This window comes from Streptosporangium sp. NPDC004631, assembly GCF_053601935.1.
Genome location: NZ_JBSGCR010000005.1, coordinates 267,027 through 286,189 on the forward strand (window position 1 = coordinate 267,027; position 19,163 = coordinate 286,189).

Consider the following 19,163-nt stretch of genomic DNA (forward strand, 5'->3'; position numbering starts at 1 on the left):
GGGCGGCGAATGCCCTGGCACCCGCTCCTCCTCCTATTCTAGGAATCGCGGAGAGGGTTTATTTTCACACTTTTGGTGAAAGATCATGTCAGGAGAGTTCTTAGAGGGACATGCGGTTTTCGAGTCGTCTCAGGGATTCGGGAATGATTCGGTAATGGGAGGAGAGTTGCCGGACGGTTCTTCTCGCGGTGGCATGAAATCGGATCATCTCGGGGGCGACTTTTTCGGCCATGAAAAGTCGTTTCAGTGCCCTGTCCGCCCTGCCGACCTGGGTGAGGGCCCGTGCCATGTCGATCTCGTGGTGCGCCCGCCGAGCCGCACTCAGAGGGGGGGAGAAAACAAGTCTCTCGTCCATTTTGATTGCTTGATCGTAGTCGCCCATTTCTATGGCGACGGTGCATCCGTGTATCTGGACATTGGAGGTGTTCGCCTGGAGCCCGTAGGGGTCGCCGCGGTGGCCGCCGGGGATTCGGAGGACCGCCTCGGCCGCCAGGGCGTGGTGCTCCCACGCGTCCCCGCCGTGAGCGGCCAGGGCGGCGGCGACGGCGCCGCGCAGGTGTACGGCGGTGAGCACGTGCAAGGCCCCTGGACGGCTCTGGTCGATCCTGCCCGCCGTCTGTTTCATCAGCCGGGAGGCCAGGGGCCAGGAGCCGACGGTGAAAAGCTGCAGGGCGCGCGACAGGTCGGCGATGTGGGGCAGGTTGGGGTCGTCGCCGAGGCCGGCGGCGTGTGAGGCCCGTTCGAGCGCGACCTGTCCCAGGTCGTGGTAGCCGAGCCTTCTGGACAGCGCGAACGCCAGGGAGAGCATGTTGCTCAGCAGCCGCCAGGCGCGGGGGTCCCCCGTCTCCGCGACATGGGCGGTCAGCTCCTCGATGGAGGCGGGCAGCAGCGCGCCGAGTCGCGCGTGGGCGGCGTCGCCCAGGAACACGCGCGCCCGGTTCCGCTCGGCGGTCAGCTCGTCCAGTGAACGCGGGGGAACCTCCGGTTCGGGGGCCATGTCGATGCAGGCGATGACACGGCGGATCTCCGGGATCGCCAGGTGGGCCGCGTCCGGACGCTGCTCCCCGCCCCGGCGGGGGCGCCCGTCGAGTTTGGCCCTGTCCTCGGAGAGCGCACGGGCCACGGCGGCGACGAGGGCGGCGGAGGCCACTTTATGGCCGGATTCGACTTTAGATAGAAGGCTGTAAGAAATCTTAGCCTTTGCCGCTAAAGCCTGTTGACTGAGTCCCCGATGCTTCCGAACTCTGGCAATACGCTGTCCGGTGTGCTCTCCGAAGTCACTACCAAGATCAGGGTCCCAGTCGTTCCCTGTCATGTCTGTGCCTTCCTCGCGGCTGCGCGGCATCTCCACCATAACCGCCCGGCCATGCCGGTGACATGAACATTGTTTTACCCGTTCTCATGCGCTCGCGGATGACGCGCGACGGCGAGGGCGGTGGCCTGGCCTTTTCCGCGGGTGGCCGTTGACTCTGACGTGGGAGAACGATTACAGGGCTGTTCGGGCCGTTGGTCACAATTGGCGCGGGTCGAGGGTCTCCTCCGCCCGGACATCCCGGTGGGGATCGAGGCGGTCGCCGCGGGTCCTCGAACCTCCGGGGCCGCGCGCCCTCCCCGTTCAGTCCTCGGAGAAGGAGATCAGCGTCAGCACCCGGCAGGGAACGGGGCCGGTGGCGTAGACGTGGTCGGACTCGGAGGTGAACCGCAGGGCGTCGCCCGCGGCGAGGGTCACCGACCACTCGCCGGTCTCGACGGTCACCTCGCCCGACACGACGTAGGCGTGTTCCACCGAGCCCCGGCCGTGCGAGCTCTTGGCGCTTCGGGTGTCCGCCGGGATGTCGCCCTCGGCCAGCTCGAAGCGGCGCCGGTCCGGGGCGGCGAACAGGGTGCGGATCGTGCTGCCGCCGACCGGCAGCGGGACGCCGTCACTCCGGCGGATCACTTCCGGGCCCACCAGGTGGATCCGGGTCAGCTCGCCGAAGGTCAGTTCAAGGGTGGTCGCCAGCCGGGACAGCACCTCGACCGTGGGGTTGGCGACGCCGCGTTCCACCTGGGAGATCAGTGCCTTGCTCACCCCGGTCAGCTCGGCCAGCTCTCGGACGCTGAGACCGCGGGCCAGCCGGGTGCGGCGCAGGTTGGCCGCGATCGCCCCGCGCACCCCCGCCGCCTCCGAAGGGGCGGGGGTCATGCCGACGGCGATGCCGCTCTCGCTCCGCACGTGCTTCCCCTCTCCCACCCTGGCCGACTCCCATGATGCGGGAATCAGCCGATCAGGGCGAGGCGGTGGGCCGCGGCCGCGGCCTCGCCCCGGGTCGAGACGTTGAGTTTACCCAGGATGTTCGAGACGTGGACGCTGACGGTCTTGGCCGAGATGAACAGCTCGGCGGCGATGGCGCGGTTCGACCGCCCCAGGGCGACCAGCCGGAGCACCTCGTGCTCGCGCGGCGTGAGCAGGGGTTCGGCGCAGGCGGTCTCCTTCTCCGTCAGGGAGACCCCGACCCGGCGGGCCAGGGCCTCGATCTCCGTGACCAGTGGCCGGGCCGACAGGCCGAGGGCGATCGGATAGGCCGTGCGCAGCCGTTCGGAGGCGCTCTCGCGGTCACCCGCGCCGGCCGCGGCCCGCCCCGAGTGGAGCAGTGACGCGGCGCGTGGCAGGGGACGGCTCAGCCGCTCCCAGGCGGTGGCCGCGCCGTCGTGGTCACGGTTGACGCAGAGCCGGTACGCCGCGGCGACCGGGTTGTGCACCTTCATCGTGGCAGCCGTCTCCTCCACCCGGCGGCGCAGCGCCGTCGCGCGTCTGGGCGCGAACGCCTCGGTGACCTCGCAGACCCCGGCCAGCAGGGCGAGCGTCCGCCAGCCGAGCACGGTCCTGCGGGTGTTCCTGGCCTCCAGGAGGGTCTGCTCGACCGCCTCCAGCGCGGCCAGAGGCTCGCCGTCGAGCATGTGCAGGCCGACCCTGAGCCGGGCGTTGGTCGTCCACTCCTGGGTGAACTCCTCCTGCGCCGTGAAGGCGTCCACCTCGTTCAGCACCGACCTGACCACATCGGTCTCCCCGCGCGCGATCGCCACGCTGGCGCGGATCCGGCGCAGGTGGTGCCGGGTGCGCAGGGTCGGATCCATGGTGAGCGCCTGTTCGGCCAGCTGGGCCGCCTCGTCGAGGCGGCCCAGCGCCTCCAGCGCCTCGGCCCGGTTGTTGGCGATGAACGTCCCCGAGACGCGGTAGCGGCCGTACTTCCTGGCCAGCCGCTCGCCTTCGAGCGCCAGCTCGACCGCCTCGGCCGATCGGCCCATGCTGTTGAGCGCGTCCACGTTGTTGGCCAGGGCGCGGAGGACGACGCTGTCGGAGCCTCTGCGCTCGCCGATCGCCTGGGCGGCCGAGTTGACGGCGATCGTGGCTTCGTGGCACCCCTCGATCGAGTGGCCCAGGGCGAGGTTGAGCAGCAGATCGGCCTCCAGGCGCTCGTCACCGTGCTCGCGGACGATCCGCAGCGCCTCCTCGGTGAGCGCGGTGCCCTCGGCCACCTCGCCGTTGAACATGAGATAGGAGCCCAGCCTGGACAGCACGTGCGCCCGGTCCAGCCCGGGGTGGGGGACCAGTCGTTCGGCGTAGCGCAGGTCGTCGAGGGCTCCGGGCTTGCGCTTGGCCAGCTTGAACTGCGACAGCCGTACGACCAGCCCGGCCACCCGCTCGGGTTCGGCCTTCTCGTCCAGCTCGGCCAGCGCGGCCTTGACGAACTTCATGCCCCGGTCGCTCTCACCGCAGGCGTGGGCGGCCTCCGACGCCTGCTCCAGCACCGTGGTGTGGTCCACGCCGATCCGGGCCGAGGCGTCGGGAACCTTGCTCCACAGCGTGAGCACCCGCTCCAGCAGCTGCATCTTCTCGTTGTAGGCGGAGGTCTTCGCGGCCTTGCCGGCCGCCTCCCAGGCGGAGACGAGGGCCCAGAGGTCGTCGCGGGCGGCGTACCAGTGGTGGGCGATCTCGATGGCGGCCCGGCCGTGCGGGACCAGGGTGCGGTCCCTGCCGATCTCCTCGGCGAAGCGGGCGTGCAGCCGTACGTGCTCGCCGGGCAGGAGTTCGTCGTGTACGGCCTCGCGGATCAGGGCGTGCCGGAAGGCGTAGGCCCGGCCGTCGGCGACCTGCAGCACGTTGGCCGCGACGGCGGGCCGCAGCGCGTCCTCCAGGTCCGTGTCGGAGAGCCCGCTGACCGCGGCGAGCAGGTCGTGGCCGATCCGGATCCCACCGGCGGCGGCCGTGCGCAGCATGCGCTGGGTCTCGTCGGGGAGCTGCTCGATGGTGCCGATCATCAGGTCGTGGAGCGAGTCGGGGAAGGAGGAGTCGCCCCCGCACTCGACCAGCGCCTCGACGAACAGCGGGATGCCCTCGCTGCGCTCGAAGACCTTGCCGACCCGCGCGAACTCCGGGGGCCTGCCGAGGATGCCGGCCATCTGGGCGGCCACCTCGTCCCGGGTGAGCCGGGGCAGGTCCAGCCTGAGAACCCCGTCCAGGCGGCCGAGTTCGGCGAGCACCGGCCGGAGCGGGTGCTGGCGGTGCAGTTCGTCGGAGCGGTAGGTGAGGACCATCAGGACCGGTGCGGCGCGCAGGTTCCGGCTGAGGAAGGCGATCAGGTCTCTACTGGACCGGTCGGCCCAGTGGATGTCCTCGATGATCAGGACCACCGGCCGGCGTTCCGCCAGCCGTTCCAGCAGGGTGAGGATCTGCTCGAAGAGCCGGGCCCTGGCGGTGTCGCTCTTCACGTCTCCGCTCGGCTCCCCGAACTCGGGCAGCAGTCTGGCCAGGTCGCGTGCCGCGCCCTCGGGCAGCAGGGCGGCGACCTCCTCCGCGCCGGACTCGCGCACGAGCTGGCGGATCACCGCGGTGAACGGAGCGTAGGCGAGACCTTCGGTGGACAGTTCCACGCAGCCCCCGACGAGCACGTGGGCGCCGTCCTTGGCGGCGCGTTCGGCGAAGCAGCCGGTCAGCCGTGTCTTGCCGACCCCGGCCTCGCCGCCGAGCAGAACGGCCGCGGCCGTGTTGTTCCGTGCCTGCTCAAGAGCCTCCCCCAAGCCCGCGAGCTCGGCCTCTCGCCCTACAAAAACGGGACTTACCGCCCGACCGATCATGTCTTCCAGCATTTCATGCCTTATGTAGCGACATCTTCTTATTTATCGCCCAGCGGAAGACGGGAGGGCTCTTATGGGGGCTGAGAGGCCCGGCCGGGCCTCGGGATGCGGCCGGGCTCTCGTGACACGGTCATGCGGGGATGATCCTGCTGAAGAGACCCCGGCGGCGCTCACCGCCGGAGCCGTTCTTCGCGGCCTTCTCGTTGGCCTTCCGCGCCTCGCGGGCGAGACGGTGCTCGTCCGCCGCCTTGCGGAGCTCGGCGGTGCGCTGGGACATCATCTGACGGTGGAACTCGGGAAGCATCTCTGCTCTCTCCTTGGGGAGTTGGTGCCGGTTGGTGCGACTTCCTTACACACTCAAGATTCGTCCTAAGGTCCCCCTCGCCACATCGGACGGATGCCCTATCTCCGCGCGGCCGGCGCGCCGGGACTACCTAGGGCGGGGCGGCCCGACTTAGACACGCCGCGGAGAAGGGGGCGCGAGCCCGGCGGAAAGGGGCGCACAGCGGGCACAGCGGAGGGAGAAGGGGCACCCGGGACGGGACGGCGGGCGGGAGAGGGAAGAGCGGAGAGGTGCCCCGCCGTACCCCGCCGCTGAACTCGGCGAATGTTGACGAAAACGAGTGGAGGGACTGGGTGGTGTCCAGTTTGGAACTAATCACACCAGTCGGCATGCTGGAGAGGTGTCAACTACGACGTCGCTCGCCGACCTGGCCACCTCCAACGTCGCGCTGCGAAACCTCCTCCACGGCCTGCCGGGTGTCGACCGTGTGGGCGCCGACCAGCGGGCCGCGATGCTCGGTACCCGATCGATCAAGACGACCGCCAAGGCCGAGGCCATCGACCTGGCCATCCGCATGGTGGACCTGACCACCCTCGAAGGCGCCGACACGCCGGGTAAGGTCCGCGCGATGTGCGCCAAGGCGGTCCGTCCCGACCCGGGCGACCCCTCCGTGCCCAAGGTGGCCGCCGTGTGCGTCTACCCCGACCTGGTCGCCGAGGCGGTGAGCGCGCTCGGCGGCTCCGGTGTGAAGGTGGCCAGCGTCGCGACCGCGTTCCCCAGCGGACGCTCGCCGCTGGACGTCAAGGTCGCCGAGACCGCGTTCGCGGTGGCCGCCGGAGCCGACGAGATCGACATGGTGATCGACCGGGGAGCCTTCCTCTCCGGCGACTATCTCAAGGTCTTCGAGGAGATCGCCGCGGTCAAGGCGGCCTGCGGCCGAACCGGGGCGCGGGGAGAGCCGGGAGGCGGGCACGGCGCGCACCTGAAGGTGATCCTGGAGACCGGTGAGCTGTCGACCTACGACAACGTACGTCGGGCGTCCTGGCTGGCCATGCTGGCCGGGGGCGACTTCATCAAGACCTCGACGGGAAAGGTGCAGCCCGCCGCGACCCTCCCGGTGACGCTGGTCATGCTGGAGGCGGTCCGCGACTTCCTGGCGGTGACCGGCCGCAAGGTCGGGGTGAAGCCCGCGGGCGGCATCAAGACCACCAAGGACGCCGTCAAGATGCTCGTCCTGGTCAACGAGACCGTCGGCGAGGGCTGGCTGGACCCCGACTGGTTCCGCCTCGGCGCCTCCAGCGTCCTCAACGACCTGCTGATGCAGCGCCAGAAGATGGCCACCGGCCGGTACGCGGGCCCCGACTACTTCACCCTCGACTAAGGCGTCCACATGTTTGAATATGCACCGGCGCCCGAGGCGCGTGACGTCGTCGACATCAAGCCGTCCCACCGGCTGTTCATCGGCGGCGAGTGGGTCGACTCCCAGGGCGAGGAGCTGCACAAGACCGTCAACCCCGCGTCCGAGGAGGTCCTGGCGGAGGTCGCCTGGGCCACCGAGGCGGACGTCGACCGGGCCGTTCAGACCGCGGGGAGGGCCTTCGTCACCTGGTCGGCGATGCCGGGCTCCGAGCGGGCCAAGTATCTGTTCAGGATCGCCCGCATCATCCAGGAGCGCTCCCGCGAGCTGGCCGTGCTGGAGTCCCTGGACAACGGCAAGCCGATCCGCGAGTCCCGCGACGTGGACCTGCCGCTGGTCGCGGCGCACTTCTTCTACTACGCCGGCTGGGCCGACAAACTCGGCCACGCCGGGTACGGCCCCGACCCCAGGCCGCTCGGCGTGGCGGGTCAGGTCATCCCGTGGAACTTCCCGCTGCTCATGCTGGCCTGGAAGATCGCTCCCGCGCTGGCCTGCGGCAACACGGTCGTTCTCAAGCCGGCCGAGACCACCCCGCTGACCGCTCTGCTGTTCGCGGAGATCTGCCTGCAGGCCGACCTCCCGCCGGGCGTGGTCAACATCGTGACCGGTGCCGGTGAGACCGGCGCCGCCCTGGTCAACCACCCGGGCGTCGACAAGGTCGCCTTCACCGGCTCCACCGAGGTGGGGCGCCTGATCGCCCGGTCCGTCGCCGGGTCCGGCAAGAAGGTCACCTTGGAGCTCGGCGGCAAGGCCGCCAACATCGTGTTCGACGACGCCGCGCTCGACCAGGCGGTCGAGGGCGTCGTCAACGGGATCTTCTTCAACCAGGGGCACGTCTGCTGCGCGGGCTCCCGGCTGCTGGTCCAGGAGTCCGTCGCCACCGAACTGCTCGACGCGCTGAAGCGGCGGATCACCACGCTCCGCCTGGGTGATCCGCTGGACAAGAACACCGACATCGGCGCGATCAACTCCGCGGCCCAGCTCGCCAAGATCCGCGAACTCTCCGACCTCGGAGAGGTGGAGGGGGCCGAGCGCTGGTCTCCGGTCTGCCCGCTGCCCGACAGGGGCTTCTGGTTCCCGCCGACGATCTTCACCGGTGTCGCCCAGTCGCACCGGATCGCCCGGGAGGAGGTCTTCGGGCCGGTGCTGTCCGTGCTGACCTTCCGGACCCCGGCCGAGGCCGTGGAGAAGGCCAACAACACCCCGTTCGGCCTGTCGGCGGGGGTGTGGACCGAGAAGGGGTCGCGCATCCTGTGGATGGCGGACCGGCTGCGCGCGGGGGTCGTGTGGGCCAACACCTTCAACCGATTCGACCCCGCCTCCCCGTTCGGGGGGTACAAGGAGTCCGGATACGGCAGAGAGGGCGGACGTCACGGGCTGGAGGCGTATCTCGATGTGTGACCATCCCCGGAGGCGGCGCCGTTCCCGCCGGGTCCGGGCCACCCAGGGCCACGACCTCGCCCGTGTGGGCCGTCCCGTGCTGCGGGGCTGGTTCGCCCACCGGTGCGGGGTGAGCCGCTGCGGTCAGATCTTCGTGCCGGCGCGGCTGGCGCAACAGGAGAGCATGTGGAGAGGGCAGGGAGATGAGTAGGGCCGAATCCGTGCGGCTGGCCGTGCGCAAGACGTACAAGCTGTACATCGGCGGGGCGTTCCCTCGTTCGGAGAGCGGAAGGTCCTACGTGGTGACCTCCTCCAAGGGTGACTTCCTGGCCAACGCGTCCAAGGCGTCCCGCAAGGACGCCCGTGACGCGGTGTCCGCCGCGCGCAGGGCCTTCGCGGGCTGGTCGGGCGCGACCCCGTACAACCGGGGGCAGGTCCTCTACCGGGTGGCCGAGATGCTGGAGGGCCGCCGGGCGCAGTTCGTCGCCGAACTGACCGAGGCGGGCACCAGGAGGGCCGGGGACGCCCGGGACGTCGTGGACGCGGCCGTCGACCGGCTGGTCTGGTACGCGGGCTGGTCCGACAAGATCGCCGCGGTGGCCGGGTCCGCCAACCCGGTCGCCGGGCCGTACTTCAACGTCTCCTCGCCGGAGCCGACCGGCGTGGTCGCGGTGATCGCCCCGGACGATCCGCTGCTCGGGCTCGTCTCCGTGATCGCCCCGGTGATCGTCACGGGCAACACCTGCGTCGTGGTCGCCAGCGAGCGGGCACCGCTGCCGTCGATCACCCTGGCCGAGGTGCTCGCCACCTCCGACCTGCCGGGCGGTGTGGTCAACATCCTCACCGGCTCGGTCGGGGAGATCGCCCCCTGGCTGGCCTCGCACATGGACGTCAACGCCGTCGACCTGACCGGCGTCGCCGACGGGGACCTGGCGATCGCGTGCGAGGAGGCCGCGGCGGAGAACCTCAAACGCGTCTTCCGGCCGGCCGGGGGCGGCAGGACCTCCAGGGCTCCGGGAGCCTCCGGGGGTACCGACGGGGTTTCCGAGGGGCCGCAGGGGGTCAAGGGTGCCGGGGAGGCGGCGCGCCCGGGGCGCGCGGGAGCCTCCGCGACCCCGGCGGTCTCGGGGACCGACTGGTTCGCCGACCCCGGGACCAGGCGGCTGACGGCCTTCCTGGAGACCAAGACCGTCTGGCACCCCACCGGGATCTGATCTCCCGGCGTCTCCCCCCTCGGTGTCTGACCTGCGGGGGGAGGCGCCGGGGGAGGCGCGTCACCTCAATCGGAGGTCTGGTCCGGTTCGCCGGCGTTGTCCCGCTCGGGCCGCCTGAGGCCGCGGCCCGCTCCCTTGAGCGCCAGGCGGAGGGCGTACTCCAGCTGGGCGTTGACGCTCCGCAGGTCGTCGGCCGCCCATCTGGCGATCGCCTCGTAGACGGCCGGATCGAGCCTGAGCAGGATCTTTTTCCGCTCAGGCATACAGGCTGCCGGCGTTGACCACCGGCTGGATCGCCCGGTCTCCGCACAGGACGACCAGGAGGTTGGACACCATCTGAGCCTTGCGCTCCTCGTCGAGCTCCACGACGCCCTCCTCGGCCAGCCGGTTCAGTGCCAGCTGGACCATACCAACAGCGCCGGCCACGATCTGGGTGCGCGCCGCGACCACCTGGGCCGCCTGCTGGCGGACCAGCATCGCCTGGGCTATCTCGGGCGCGTAGGCCAGGTGGGTGATCCGCGCCTCCAGCACCTCCACGCCCGCCAGCTCGGTGCGGTCGCTCAGCTCGGTGGTGAGCTCGGCGGCCACCTCGGCGCCGTCACGCAGGCTGGTGCGGCCCTCGTCGTGGGCGTCGTAGGGGTGGCTGGTGGCCAGATGCCGCACGGCGGCCTCGGACTGGATCGCCACGTACTCCTCGTAGTCGTCCACGGAGAACGCGGCCTTGGCGCTGTCGGTCACCCGGTAGACGACGACGGCCCCGATCTCCACGGGGTTGCCGTCGGCGTCGTTCACCTTGAGCTTGGCCGTCTCGAAGTTGCGCACCCGGAGGGTGATCCGCCGTTTGGTGGTGAACGGCGGTACCCACTGGAATCCCGCGTCGCTCACGGAGCCGACGTAGCGGCCGAGGAACTGCACGACCTTCGCCTCGTTCGGATTGATCACCACGAACCCGCTGGCCGCGACGGCCGCCACGATCACCCACGCGACGGCGGCGCCGATGAGAGCCGGGACCCCCGCTGCCCAGCCCGCCCCGGCCATGACGACGCCGAGAACCAGCAGCCCGACCAGAACGGCGAAACCGTTGACCCGGAAGGCACGTCGCTCCATGTACTCCACCTTTGCTATCGAAGTGATATCACCAAGATAGCGCACCATCATCGGACATATAACCGCATATTTCTCTTACCGCTTGTCCCGGGGATGGGTGTCCGCGGGCGGGGGCCCGCCTCGACGGGGTGAGGGCGCCCGCCGGCTCAGCGGCGGGGGTTGGTACGGCGGGTGGCCACGGCGGATAGCGGGTCCTCGGGCCACGGATGCCTGGGGTAGCGCCCCCGGAGCTCGGCGCGGACCGAGCGGTAGCCGTCGCCGCGCCAGAAGGAGGCCAGGTCGGCGGTGACCGCCGCCGGCCGTCCCGCCGGGGAGAGCAGATGGATCACCAGCGGCACCCCCGCCACGCGCGGCGCCCCGTCCCAGCCGAACAGCTCCTGCAGCTTGGCGGCCAGGACCGGCCGGTCACCCGAGTAGTCCACCCTGATCCGAGAGCCGCTCGGGACCTCGATCCGCTCCGGGGCGGTCTCCTCCAGGCGCGCGCTCCACGGAACCAGGCGGTGCAGCGCCGAGACCACGTCGAGGCGCTCCAGGTCGGACCGGCGGCGGGCGCGGGACAGTTCCGGTTCCAGCCACCGGTCGGCCGCCTCCACCAGGGCGTCGTCGTCCGTCGCCGGCCACGGATCGCCGAGCGCGCGGTGACAGAAGGCCAGGCGCTCCCGCAGGGCGACGGCCTCGGGGGTCCACCGCAGGATCGACAGGCCCTCGGTGCGCAGGCCGTCCAGGATCGCGGGCCTGACGTCGGCGTCGCGGAGCCGTACCGAGGACAGCTCGACGGCGCCCAGGCGCTCCACCCGGCGCGCCGAGACGTCGCCGCGCCGTTCGCCCGGCGGGACCCGCCACACGACCTCCTCGTCGGAGCCGTACAGCGGGGCCGCGGCGAGTCTGGCGATCTCCTCGTCGATCACGACGGCCTGCCTGACGCGGGCCGTCGCCGACCCCGAGGGCCGGTCGGCGACCGCGATCGCCAGCCACTCCGCACTGCTCAGCCGGGAGCCCCGGGGAAGGTCCGCCGCCGTCCCCGACGCCATCAGATAGGAGCCGCCACGCCGCCTGGCCACCCGCTCCGGATAGGCCAGCGCCACGACCAGCCCGGCCACGGTGTCGTCGCCCGGCTCCGGTTCCCGGTCCCGGCCGGTCCCTGAGGTCCGGTCGGGTGAGGGGGCGGCCCGGCCGAGACGCCGTGTCTCCCGGCGCCAGCGGGCCGAGAAGCCGTCGCCGCCCCGCCGGGCGGCCCGCCAGATCGCCACCAGGTCGTCGCCCGCGTCCCTGGGAAGCTGCTCGGACAGCAGCGCCACCACCTCGGCCGCCCCGGGCCCGGCGTCGAGCAGGGCCCTGGCCAGCCGGGGATGGACTCCGGCCCCGGCCATCCGGCGGCCCCTGGCCGTGACCCGGCCGTCCTGGGAGTCCAGCGCATCGAGGGCGTGCAGGGTCCGCCGGGCGGCGTCCATCGCGGCGGGCGGGGGCGGATCGAGCAGGGCCAGACCGGTGGCGGCGGGGTCGCCCCAGCAGGCGGCCTGGAGCGCGAAGCCGGTCAGGTCCGCGAGGGCGATCTCGGGCTGGGCGTGGTCGGGGAGCCGGTCGTGCTCCGCCGGCGACCAGCATCGGTACACCACGCCGGGGGCCTCGCGCCCGGCCCGGCCGGCCCGCTGGACGGCCGAGGCCCTGGAGGCGCGGACGGTGGTCAGCGAGCCGAGCCCGCGGGCGTGGTCGGTCCGGGGTTCACGGGCCAGGCCGGAGTCGACCACGATCCGGACACCCGGCACCGTCAGGCTCGACTCGGCGACCGAGGTGGCCAGCACGACCCGCCGGTTCGCGCCGGGTGAGAGTACGGCGTCCTGGACATGGGCGGGGGCCTGGCCGTGCACCTGGAGCACCTCCGCCATCCGGAGCGCCCCGCCCTCCTGAGGCGCCTCGCCGTCCCGGAGTCGTCTGTTGTCCTGGAGCGCCTCGCCGTTCTGGAGCATCGCGGCCACCCGGCCGATTTCGCCGACCCCCGGCAGGAAACAGAGCACGTCCCCCTGGTGCTCGGCCAGCGCCCGCCGTACGACGTCGGCGACGTGGGACAGGAACGCGGGATCCACCCGCAGCCCGCGCGGTGGGGTCACCGTCCTGGGCGGGGGCGCCCAGACGGGGGCGACCGGGTAGGCGGTTCCGGAGGCGTGCACCACCGGCGCCGCCCCGGCGGCCTCGGACCCGGGTACGGCGACGCCCAGGAGGGTGCCCGAGGGGGCGCCGGGCGCACCGAGGCCCGACGCCTCGGAGTCCGGCGCCTCAGGGCCCGGTGTTTCCGGGAGCGGCGTCTCAGGGGTCGGCGTCTTGGAGCCCGGTGCGCCGGAGCCCGGTGCGCCGGAGCCCAGCAGCCGGGCCCAGGGGCCGGCGTCGGCGGTGGCGGAGGCCGCGACGAGCCGCAGATCGGGCCGGAGGGTGGCGCGGACGTCGAGAAGGAAGGCCAGGGCGGTGTCCGCGTCCAGGTGACGTTCGTGGCACTCGTCCAGCAGGACCACATCCACCCCGGCGAGTTCGGCGTCGCGCTGGAGCCGCTGGAGAAGGACTCCCGTGGTGACGACCTCGACCACCGTCTCCGCGCCGACCCGGCGTTCGCCGCGGACCGAGAACCCGACCTCCGCCCCCACCTCCGACTCCAGCAGCCACGCCATCCGCCGGGCCGCGGCCCGCACCGCCAGGCGGCGGGGCTCGGCCACGACCACCCGCCTCGGCGGCGAGCCGCCGAGCAGCCCGGCCAGCGCGAGCGGGACGAGGGTGGTCTTGCCGGTGCCGGGCGGCGCGGTCAGCACGGCGACGCCACGCTCGTCCAGGGCGGTGAACAGCTCGGGCAGAACGTGGCGGACGGGAAGGCCGGACCAGTCGGAACGCACCCTGTCAGTCTCCTCCGTCGGCTGACCTCCCGCGCCGGACGGGGGAGAGGGGACGGTCACCGTACCTAAGGCGCAGGGGGCCGGTGAGGGGGCGCGGTCACCCGGTCAGGCGGAGGGGTCGAGGTATCCGAGGCCGACCAGCGTGATGATGAGGACGCCGAGGATGATCCGGTAGATCACGAAGCCGGTGAAGCGGTGGGTGCTGATGTACTTCAGGAACCACGCCACCGCGGCGTAGCCGACGATGAACGAGATCACGGTGGCCAGGATCGTCGGGCCCCAGTCGGGGGCCGTACCGTCGCCGATCTTGAACAGCTCCAGCAGGCCGGCGCCCAGCACGGCGGGGATGGCCAGCAGGAAGGAGTACTTGGCGGCCTCCTCCCGGCGGTAGTCCAGCAGCAGGCCGGCGCTGACCGTGCCGCCGGAGCGGGAGACGCCGGGGATCAGGGCGAGCGCCTGGGCGAAGCCGTAGACCAGGGCGTGCGGGAAGCTGAGGTGCTTCTTCAGCGTGAGCTTGTTGCGGGCGGTGCGGTCGGCCAGCCAGAGGATCAGGCCGAAGACGATCAGCGTGGTGCCGATCAGGCGCAGGTCGCGGAAGACGGTCTCGATGCTGTCCTTGAACAGCAGGCCGAGGACGACGATCGGCAGGGTGCCGACGATGATGTACCAGCCCATCCGGGCGGCGTGGTGCGTGCGCAGGGCGGGCGTCCAGAGCGCGCGGACCCAGGTGGAGATGATCTCCCAGATCTCCTGGCGGAAGTAGATGACCACCGCGGCCTCGGTGCCGATCTGGATCACCGCGGTGAACGCGGCCCCCGGATCCTCCCAGCCGAACAGAGCCGACACGACCCTGATGTGGGCGCTGGACGAGATGGGCAGAAACTCCGTCAATCCCTGAATGAGCCCGAGGACCACCGCTTCGAACCAGCCGATCAACTTGGGCACCTTCCGTCCCAGCGCGTGCGTGACGTACGCGAGGCTAGCGGAGCCCGGGACCTCCCGTGACGCGCTGGCCGGGCCGGGGGAGGCGCGCGCCCGGCCGGGCGATCACGACGGGGACCGCCGGATCGGCCGGCCGGGCGGGAACCGACCCTGTCAGGGTTTTCTCAGGGGTACACCGGGAACGGGGGTGTCTCCGCCCTTCGTTGGATCAGATGAAGAGACCATGACCAGGGAGGAAAAGTGCATCGTTCGACGAACCACAAGATAATCGCCGGGGTCTGCGGTGGGATCGCGGAGAGCATCGGCTGGTCGCCCACGGTCGTCCGGGTGCTGTGGCTGCTGCTCTCGCTCCTGCCGGGACCGATGTGGGTCCTCTACCTCGTCATGTGGGTTCTCGTCCCGAAGGCTCCGCGGGCCCGCTACTGAGACGCGGGCCGGTGCTCCGGCTCCCCGGGGCCGGGGGGTGAGGGCTCGCGCGGGAGTGCCCGCCGGGGCGCAAGGTGAGCCACCGTCTCGGCGTGCCCTCCTGGCCGCGCGAGGCAGTGCCGCCGGGGTGCGGGCGTGCCTTCGCTGAAATTAGGCTGGGGGCATGAGGGAACGGCCGCTGGCACTGCTGCGAGACGATCTGGTGGACTACGAGAAGGCCATGGAGCGGATGACCGACCTGGTCGGTCGGCGGCAGCGCGACGAGCGCCCCGACACGCTCTGGCTGCTCAGCCACCCGCAGGTCTACACCATCGGCAGGCGCACGCCCGAGCGGCACCTGCCCGACCCCTCCCGGGGCATCCCCGTCGTGACCACGGGCCGGGGGGGGCAGCTCACCTATCACGGCCCCGGACAGCTGGTCGGCTATCTGATCGTCAAGCTCGGTGAGACCGAGGGGATCGTCGACTACGTCCGGGAGGTCGAGCTCCGTCTGGTCCGGGCGCTCGGCGCGCTGGGCGTCTCGGCCGAGCGCCGCGACACCCCGCCCGGCTCCGAGCTGCTCACCGGCGTGTGGACCACGGAGACGGGCCGTAAGATCGTCTCGATCGGCATGCGGCAGAGCCGGGGGGTCACCAGCCACGGGTTCGCCCTCAACGTCGACGGCGACCTGACGCCGTGGAACTGGGCGGTGGCCTGCGGCATGCCCGAGGTCGACATGACCTCGCTGAGCCGGGAGTCCGCCGCCGCCGGTGTGATGGATCGGGTCCGGGCCGCGGTGGCCGAGGCGTTCGAGGCACGCTGATCGGGTCGTCGCCGGGGTCGGCTCGGCCGATCGAGCCTCCTCGCGTTCCACCCGGGCAGTCCGGGTCTCCCAGCCCGGATATGCCGGATACGAAGGGGGCGCCGCGCCCGGATGAGAAGATCCGTGGGTGCCCGGGAGAGTCGGCGCCGCCCGTCTTCCACGGTCAGGCGGGTAATCCGGTGGCCGAGCCCGGCCGGGTGATCGGGTGCCCGAACCTGTCCTTGATCGGCATCTGGCCAACGGGCTGTCCGGCCCATTTCCGGACGTCTGCCGGAGCATCTGGCATGCCGAACTCCTTTGGCCTACCTTCATACCATTGATCCGATTCTGCGGACGAGCTGTCACAGAGGGGTTGCCGACTTTGAACCTTCCCGACTCCGCGCGGGCCGTCGTGATCGGCGGTGGGGTGGCCGGGTGCAGCGTGGCCTACCATCTGGCCAGGCTGGGCTGGACCGAGGTGATTCTGGTGGAGCGACACGCGCTGACCGAGGGGACCACCTGGCATTCGGCCGGATTCGCGGGCCGGCTCCGCTCGACCGCCCCCCAGAGCAAGATGATCATGTATTCGGCCGGTCTCTATCCCGAGCTGGCCGAGCTGACCGGAATGGATCCCGGCTGGCGAGGGGTCGGAGGGCTCCGCCTGGCGACCACACCCGAGCGGGTGGAGGAGTCGCTACGGCTGGCGGGGGCCGGAGAGACCTACGGGCTGGACCTGTCGGTTCTCTCCGGGGCCGAGACGGGGGAGATGCTGCCGCTCCTCGACGTGAGCGACGTCCGCGCCGCGCTCTGGCTGCCCGGGGACGGCTGGCTCGACCCGGTGCTGCTGGCCAGGGCTCTGGCGGCCGGGGCGGAGAAGCTGGGGGTGCGGATCCTCACCGGCACCCGGGTGACGGGGATCGACGTGGTGGGCGGTGAGGTCCGCGGGGTCCGCCTGGCGTCGGGCCCGGCGTCCGACGCCACGTCCGACACGGAATGGGGAGCCGGAGCCGACACCTCGTCCACGTCGGAGCGTGACCGGTATCCGGCGTCCGGTGCGACCTCGGGCCCGGCGTCAGGGGGCGCGCCGGGAGCGGAGGAGTGGTCGGTGCGGGCCGACGTCGTGATCATCGCGGCGGGTGCCGCCAGCGGGCGGGTCGGGAGGCTGGCCGGGGTGGACATCCCGGTCGTGCCGATCAGGCATCAATATGTCGTCACCGAGCCCTTCGGGGTCTCCTCCACCACGCCCACGGTTCAGGACCCCGACAACCTCGTCTACTTCCGGGAGGAGGACGGCGGGATCCTGGTGGGGGGCTACATTCGGGCGACGGGGGTCTGGGAGACCGAACGCCCGCTGGCGGAGCCCCGGACGCTTTTCGCCCCTGATACGCCGAAATTTCAGGAATTATGGGAATCGGCGGGGCGGCGGTTGCCCGCGCTGAGCCGTACCTCGATCGCGAAGACCGTCCACGGCCCCGAGGCGTTCACCCCCGACGGGGAGTTCCTGCTGGGGGAGACCGCGGTCCGGGGGCTGTGGGCGGCGACCGGACTCTGCGTCCACGGGGCGGCCTCGGCGGGCGGCGTGGGCAAGGTCATGGCCGAGTGGATCGTGGGCGGCACGCCGGAGTACGACGTGTTTGGCATGGATCTTCGCAGGTTCGGGGCCCACGCCCGGTCCACCCGATGGGCGCGGGCCAGGGCGCTGGACTCCTACTCCACGTACTGCGACATCGTCCATCCGGGTGAGGAGCGCACCGCGGCCCGGCCGCTGCGCCGCTCTCCCGCCTGGGTACGGCACGCGGAGATGGGGGCGGTGTTCGGCGAGAAGTCGGGCTGGGAGCGGGTCAACTGGTTCGAGGCCAACACCGGCCCCTCCCCGCTGGACCCGTTTGCCGACCTGCCCATCCCGGGCCCGTTCACCGTCGTCCCGGGTGGGGGGAGCCTGCCGGACCCCGAGCTGTCCGGTACGTCCGACCCGACGGCCACGGGCCTGCCGGACCTGGGCCTGCCGGCCGCCGACCTGTCCGGCGCCGACCCGACGGCCACGGGCCTGCCCGACCTCGCGGCGTCCGGCGCCGGCCTGTTTCCCCTGGATCCGGTGGGTGCGGGCCTTCCGGATCCGGGGCCGCCCGGCACCGGCACCTTCACCTCGGATCTGTTCGGTGTGGACCTGGTGGACGCGGACTCCACCGGAACAGGGCTGTCGTTTCCGGACCCCTCCATTTCGATCTGGTCCAAGGCCGGCCTTTTCGGCGGGGGCCCCTCCGTCATCGGCCGCCTGGACACGCGCCCGGCCGACGAGGGCTCGTCGCGGCGAGGTCGTCCGGCGGGCTGGGCGGGCCGGGTCTGGTCCCCGGCGATCCGCCAGGAGTGCCTGGCCACCCGGGACGCCGCCGGGCTGTTCGACCGGACCTCGTTCTCGAAGCTGGAGGTGTCCGGTCACCGGGCCCTGGAGGATCTCCAGCGGGTGTGCGCCGGGCAGCTCGACCGGCCTACCGGCTCGGTCGTCTACACCCAGCTCCTCAACGAGCGCGGCGGCATCGAGGCCGGCCTGACCGTCACCCGCCTCGCCGAGGACCGGTTCCGCCTGGTCACCGGCACCGCCTCCGGTGTCCACGACGCGGCCTGGCTCCGCGGCCACGGCCTCGACGTCCAGGACGTCACCTCGGCCCACGCCTGCTACTGCCTGTGGGGGCCGCAGGCGCTGGCCATCCTCGGATCGCTCTCGGACGACGACCTGACCTTCGGATACATGAAGGCCGGGGAGATCGCCGTCGGCGGCGTCCCGGTGCTGGCCCAGCGGGTGACGTTCGTGGGCGAGTTCGGCTGGGAGCTGTACTGTCCGTCGGAGTACGCGCTCACGCTGTGGGACACGCTCATGGAGGCGGGCAGGCCGTACGGCATGCGCCCCGGGGGCTACCGCGCGATCGACTCGATGCGCCTGGAGAAGGGCTATCGCGTCTGGGGCCTGGACATCACCCCGGAGACCACCCCCGCCGAGGCGGGCCTGGGGTTCGCGGTCGCCCACGACAGGGATTTCCTCGGCCGATCCGCGTCGAACGGTTCCGGCGGAGACCGGAGCACGTCGAACGGGTCCGCCGGAGAGCGGGGCGACAAGGCCCCCGCCCGGCGGCTGCGCTGCCTCGTGCTGGACGATCCCGAGCAGATCTGCCTCGGTGGTGAGCCGGTCCGTTTCGGGGGTGAGCCCGCCTCCCGGGTGACCAGTGGCGGGTACGGCCACCGGGTTGACCACTCGATCGCCTACGCCTACCTGCCCGCCGGGACCGCCCCCGGCGACCGTGTGGAGATCGGCATCACCGGTACCCTGGTCGGCGCCACCGTCGCGGCCGAACCCCTCTACGATCCGGCCGCCGAACGAGTCAGACGCCTCCCGGGATGACCCTCCGCTGAGAAGCGCGCTCCCACTCCTCTGCCGGAAGGCGCACCTCTGCGCCTGTGCCTTCCGGCAGAGGATCCCCGGCCGTTACCGCCCGGAACGTCCGCCCGCCCGCCGCATGAGGACCGTGGGGCGGCGTGAGGGCGAGGGGGCGCGGCGGGGGAGAGGCGGGACGGGGCGCGAGGCGGTGGAAACATCGTGGAAAGCCTGTTTCCGCCGGGT

At 71.7% G+C, this 19,163-nt stretch carries 15 protein-coding genes; 7 read left to right on the forward strand and 8 right to left on the reverse strand.

Annotation, left to right across the window (positions count from 1 at the left end; genetic code table 11):
- Window positions 1–100: 100 nt before the first annotated feature.
- From ACWEF2_RS07685 to ACWEF2_RS07700, 4 genes are all read right to left on the reverse strand, one after another.
- Window positions 101–1,354 carry a helix-turn-helix domain-containing protein gene (locus ACWEF2_RS07685; RefSeq protein WP_453812882.1) on the reverse strand — a complete coding sequence of 418 codons (1,254 nt, stop codon included), beginning with the start codon at window positions 1,352–1,354 and terminating at the stop codon, window positions 101–103.
- A gap of 261 nt (window positions 1,355–1,615) precedes the next feature.
- Window positions 1,616–2,215, reverse strand: a complete 600-nt coding sequence (locus tag ACWEF2_RS07690) for a helix-turn-helix domain-containing protein (protein WP_453812884.1) — start codon at window positions 2,213–2,215, stop codon at window positions 1,616–1,618.
- Between the two features lie 44 nt (window positions 2,216–2,259).
- Entirely contained in the window at window positions 2,260–5,130 is a 2,871-nt protein-coding gene (locus tag ACWEF2_RS07695; protein WP_453812886.1) for a helix-turn-helix transcriptional regulator, read from the reverse strand.
- Window positions 5,131–5,248: 118 nt separating this feature from the next.
- Complete coding sequence (locus tag ACWEF2_RS07700; RefSeq protein ID WP_453812888.1) at window positions 5,249–5,422, reverse strand: hypothetical protein; 174 nt, start codon at window positions 5,420–5,422, stop codon at window positions 5,249–5,251.
- Between the two features lie 379 nt (window positions 5,423–5,801).
- Between ACWEF2_RS07700 and deoC the strand changes: the two genes are divergently transcribed.
- From deoC to ACWEF2_RS07720, 4 genes are read left to right on the forward strand one after another with little or no spacing between them, the layout of a single operon-like run.
- Window positions 5,802–6,782, forward strand: coding sequence for a deoxyribose-phosphate aldolase (gene deoC / locus ACWEF2_RS07705; protein WP_453812890.1), 981 nt, complete (start codon window positions 5,802–5,804; stop codon window positions 6,780–6,782).
- 9 nt (window positions 6,783–6,791) lie between these two features.
- A complete protein-coding gene (locus ACWEF2_RS07710; RefSeq protein ID WP_453812892.1) occupies window positions 6,792–8,219 on the forward strand; it encodes an aldehyde dehydrogenase family protein in 1,428 nt (475 codons plus the stop codon).
- Window positions 8,212–8,409 carry a hypothetical protein gene (locus tag ACWEF2_RS07715; RefSeq protein ID WP_453812894.1) on the forward strand — a complete coding sequence of 66 codons (198 nt, stop codon included), beginning with the start codon at window positions 8,212–8,214 and terminating at the stop codon, window positions 8,407–8,409. Before ACWEF2_RS07710 ends, ACWEF2_RS07715 begins: the two co-directional genes overlap by 8 nt.
- A complete protein-coding gene (locus ACWEF2_RS07720) occupies window positions 8,402–9,412 on the forward strand; it encodes an aldehyde dehydrogenase family protein (protein ID WP_453812896.1) in 1,011 nt (336 codons plus the stop codon). The genes ACWEF2_RS07715 and ACWEF2_RS07720 overlap by 8 nt, the downstream gene beginning before the upstream one ends.
- A gap of 65 nt (window positions 9,413–9,477) precedes the next feature.
- Here the strand turns inward: ACWEF2_RS07720 and ACWEF2_RS07725 are convergent, their stop codons facing one another.
- From ACWEF2_RS07725 to ACWEF2_RS07740, 4 genes are all read right to left on the reverse strand, one after another.
- A complete protein-coding gene (locus ACWEF2_RS07725) occupies window positions 9,478–9,675 on the reverse strand; it encodes a hypothetical protein (RefSeq protein ID WP_453812898.1) in 198 nt (65 codons plus the stop codon).
- Entirely contained in the window at window positions 9,668–10,519 is an 852-nt protein-coding gene (locus tag ACWEF2_RS07730; protein WP_453812900.1) for an SPFH domain-containing protein, read from the reverse strand. Before ACWEF2_RS07730 ends, ACWEF2_RS07725 begins: the two co-directional genes overlap by 8 nt.
- Window positions 10,520–10,665: 146 nt before the next feature.
- Entirely contained in the window at window positions 10,666–13,398 is a 2,733-nt protein-coding gene (locus tag ACWEF2_RS07735) for an ATP-dependent RNA helicase (RefSeq protein WP_453812902.1), read from the reverse strand.
- Between the two features lie 105 nt (window positions 13,399–13,503).
- Window positions 13,504–14,343, reverse strand: coding sequence for an undecaprenyl-diphosphate phosphatase (locus ACWEF2_RS07740; RefSeq protein WP_453812904.1), 840 nt, complete (start codon window positions 14,341–14,343; stop codon window positions 13,504–13,506).
- Between the two features lie 237 nt (window positions 14,344–14,580).
- Between ACWEF2_RS07740 and ACWEF2_RS07745 the strand changes: the two genes are divergently transcribed.
- From ACWEF2_RS07745 to ACWEF2_RS07755, 3 genes are all read left to right on the forward strand, one after another.
- Window positions 14,581–14,766 carry a PspC domain-containing protein gene (locus tag ACWEF2_RS07745; RefSeq protein ID WP_355594734.1) on the forward strand — a complete coding sequence of 62 codons (186 nt, stop codon included), beginning with the start codon at window positions 14,581–14,583 and terminating at the stop codon, window positions 14,764–14,766.
- Between the two features lie 163 nt (window positions 14,767–14,929).
- Window positions 14,930–15,568, forward strand: coding sequence for a lipoyl(octanoyl) transferase LipB (gene lipB / locus ACWEF2_RS07750; RefSeq protein ID WP_355594736.1), 639 nt, complete (start codon window positions 14,930–14,932; stop codon window positions 15,566–15,568).
- Window positions 15,569–15,929: 361 nt separating this feature from the next.
- A complete protein-coding gene (locus tag ACWEF2_RS07755) occupies window positions 15,930–18,944 on the forward strand; it encodes a GcvT family protein (protein ID WP_453812907.1) in 3,015 nt (1,004 codons plus the stop codon).
- Window positions 18,945–19,163: the final 219 nt, after the last annotated feature.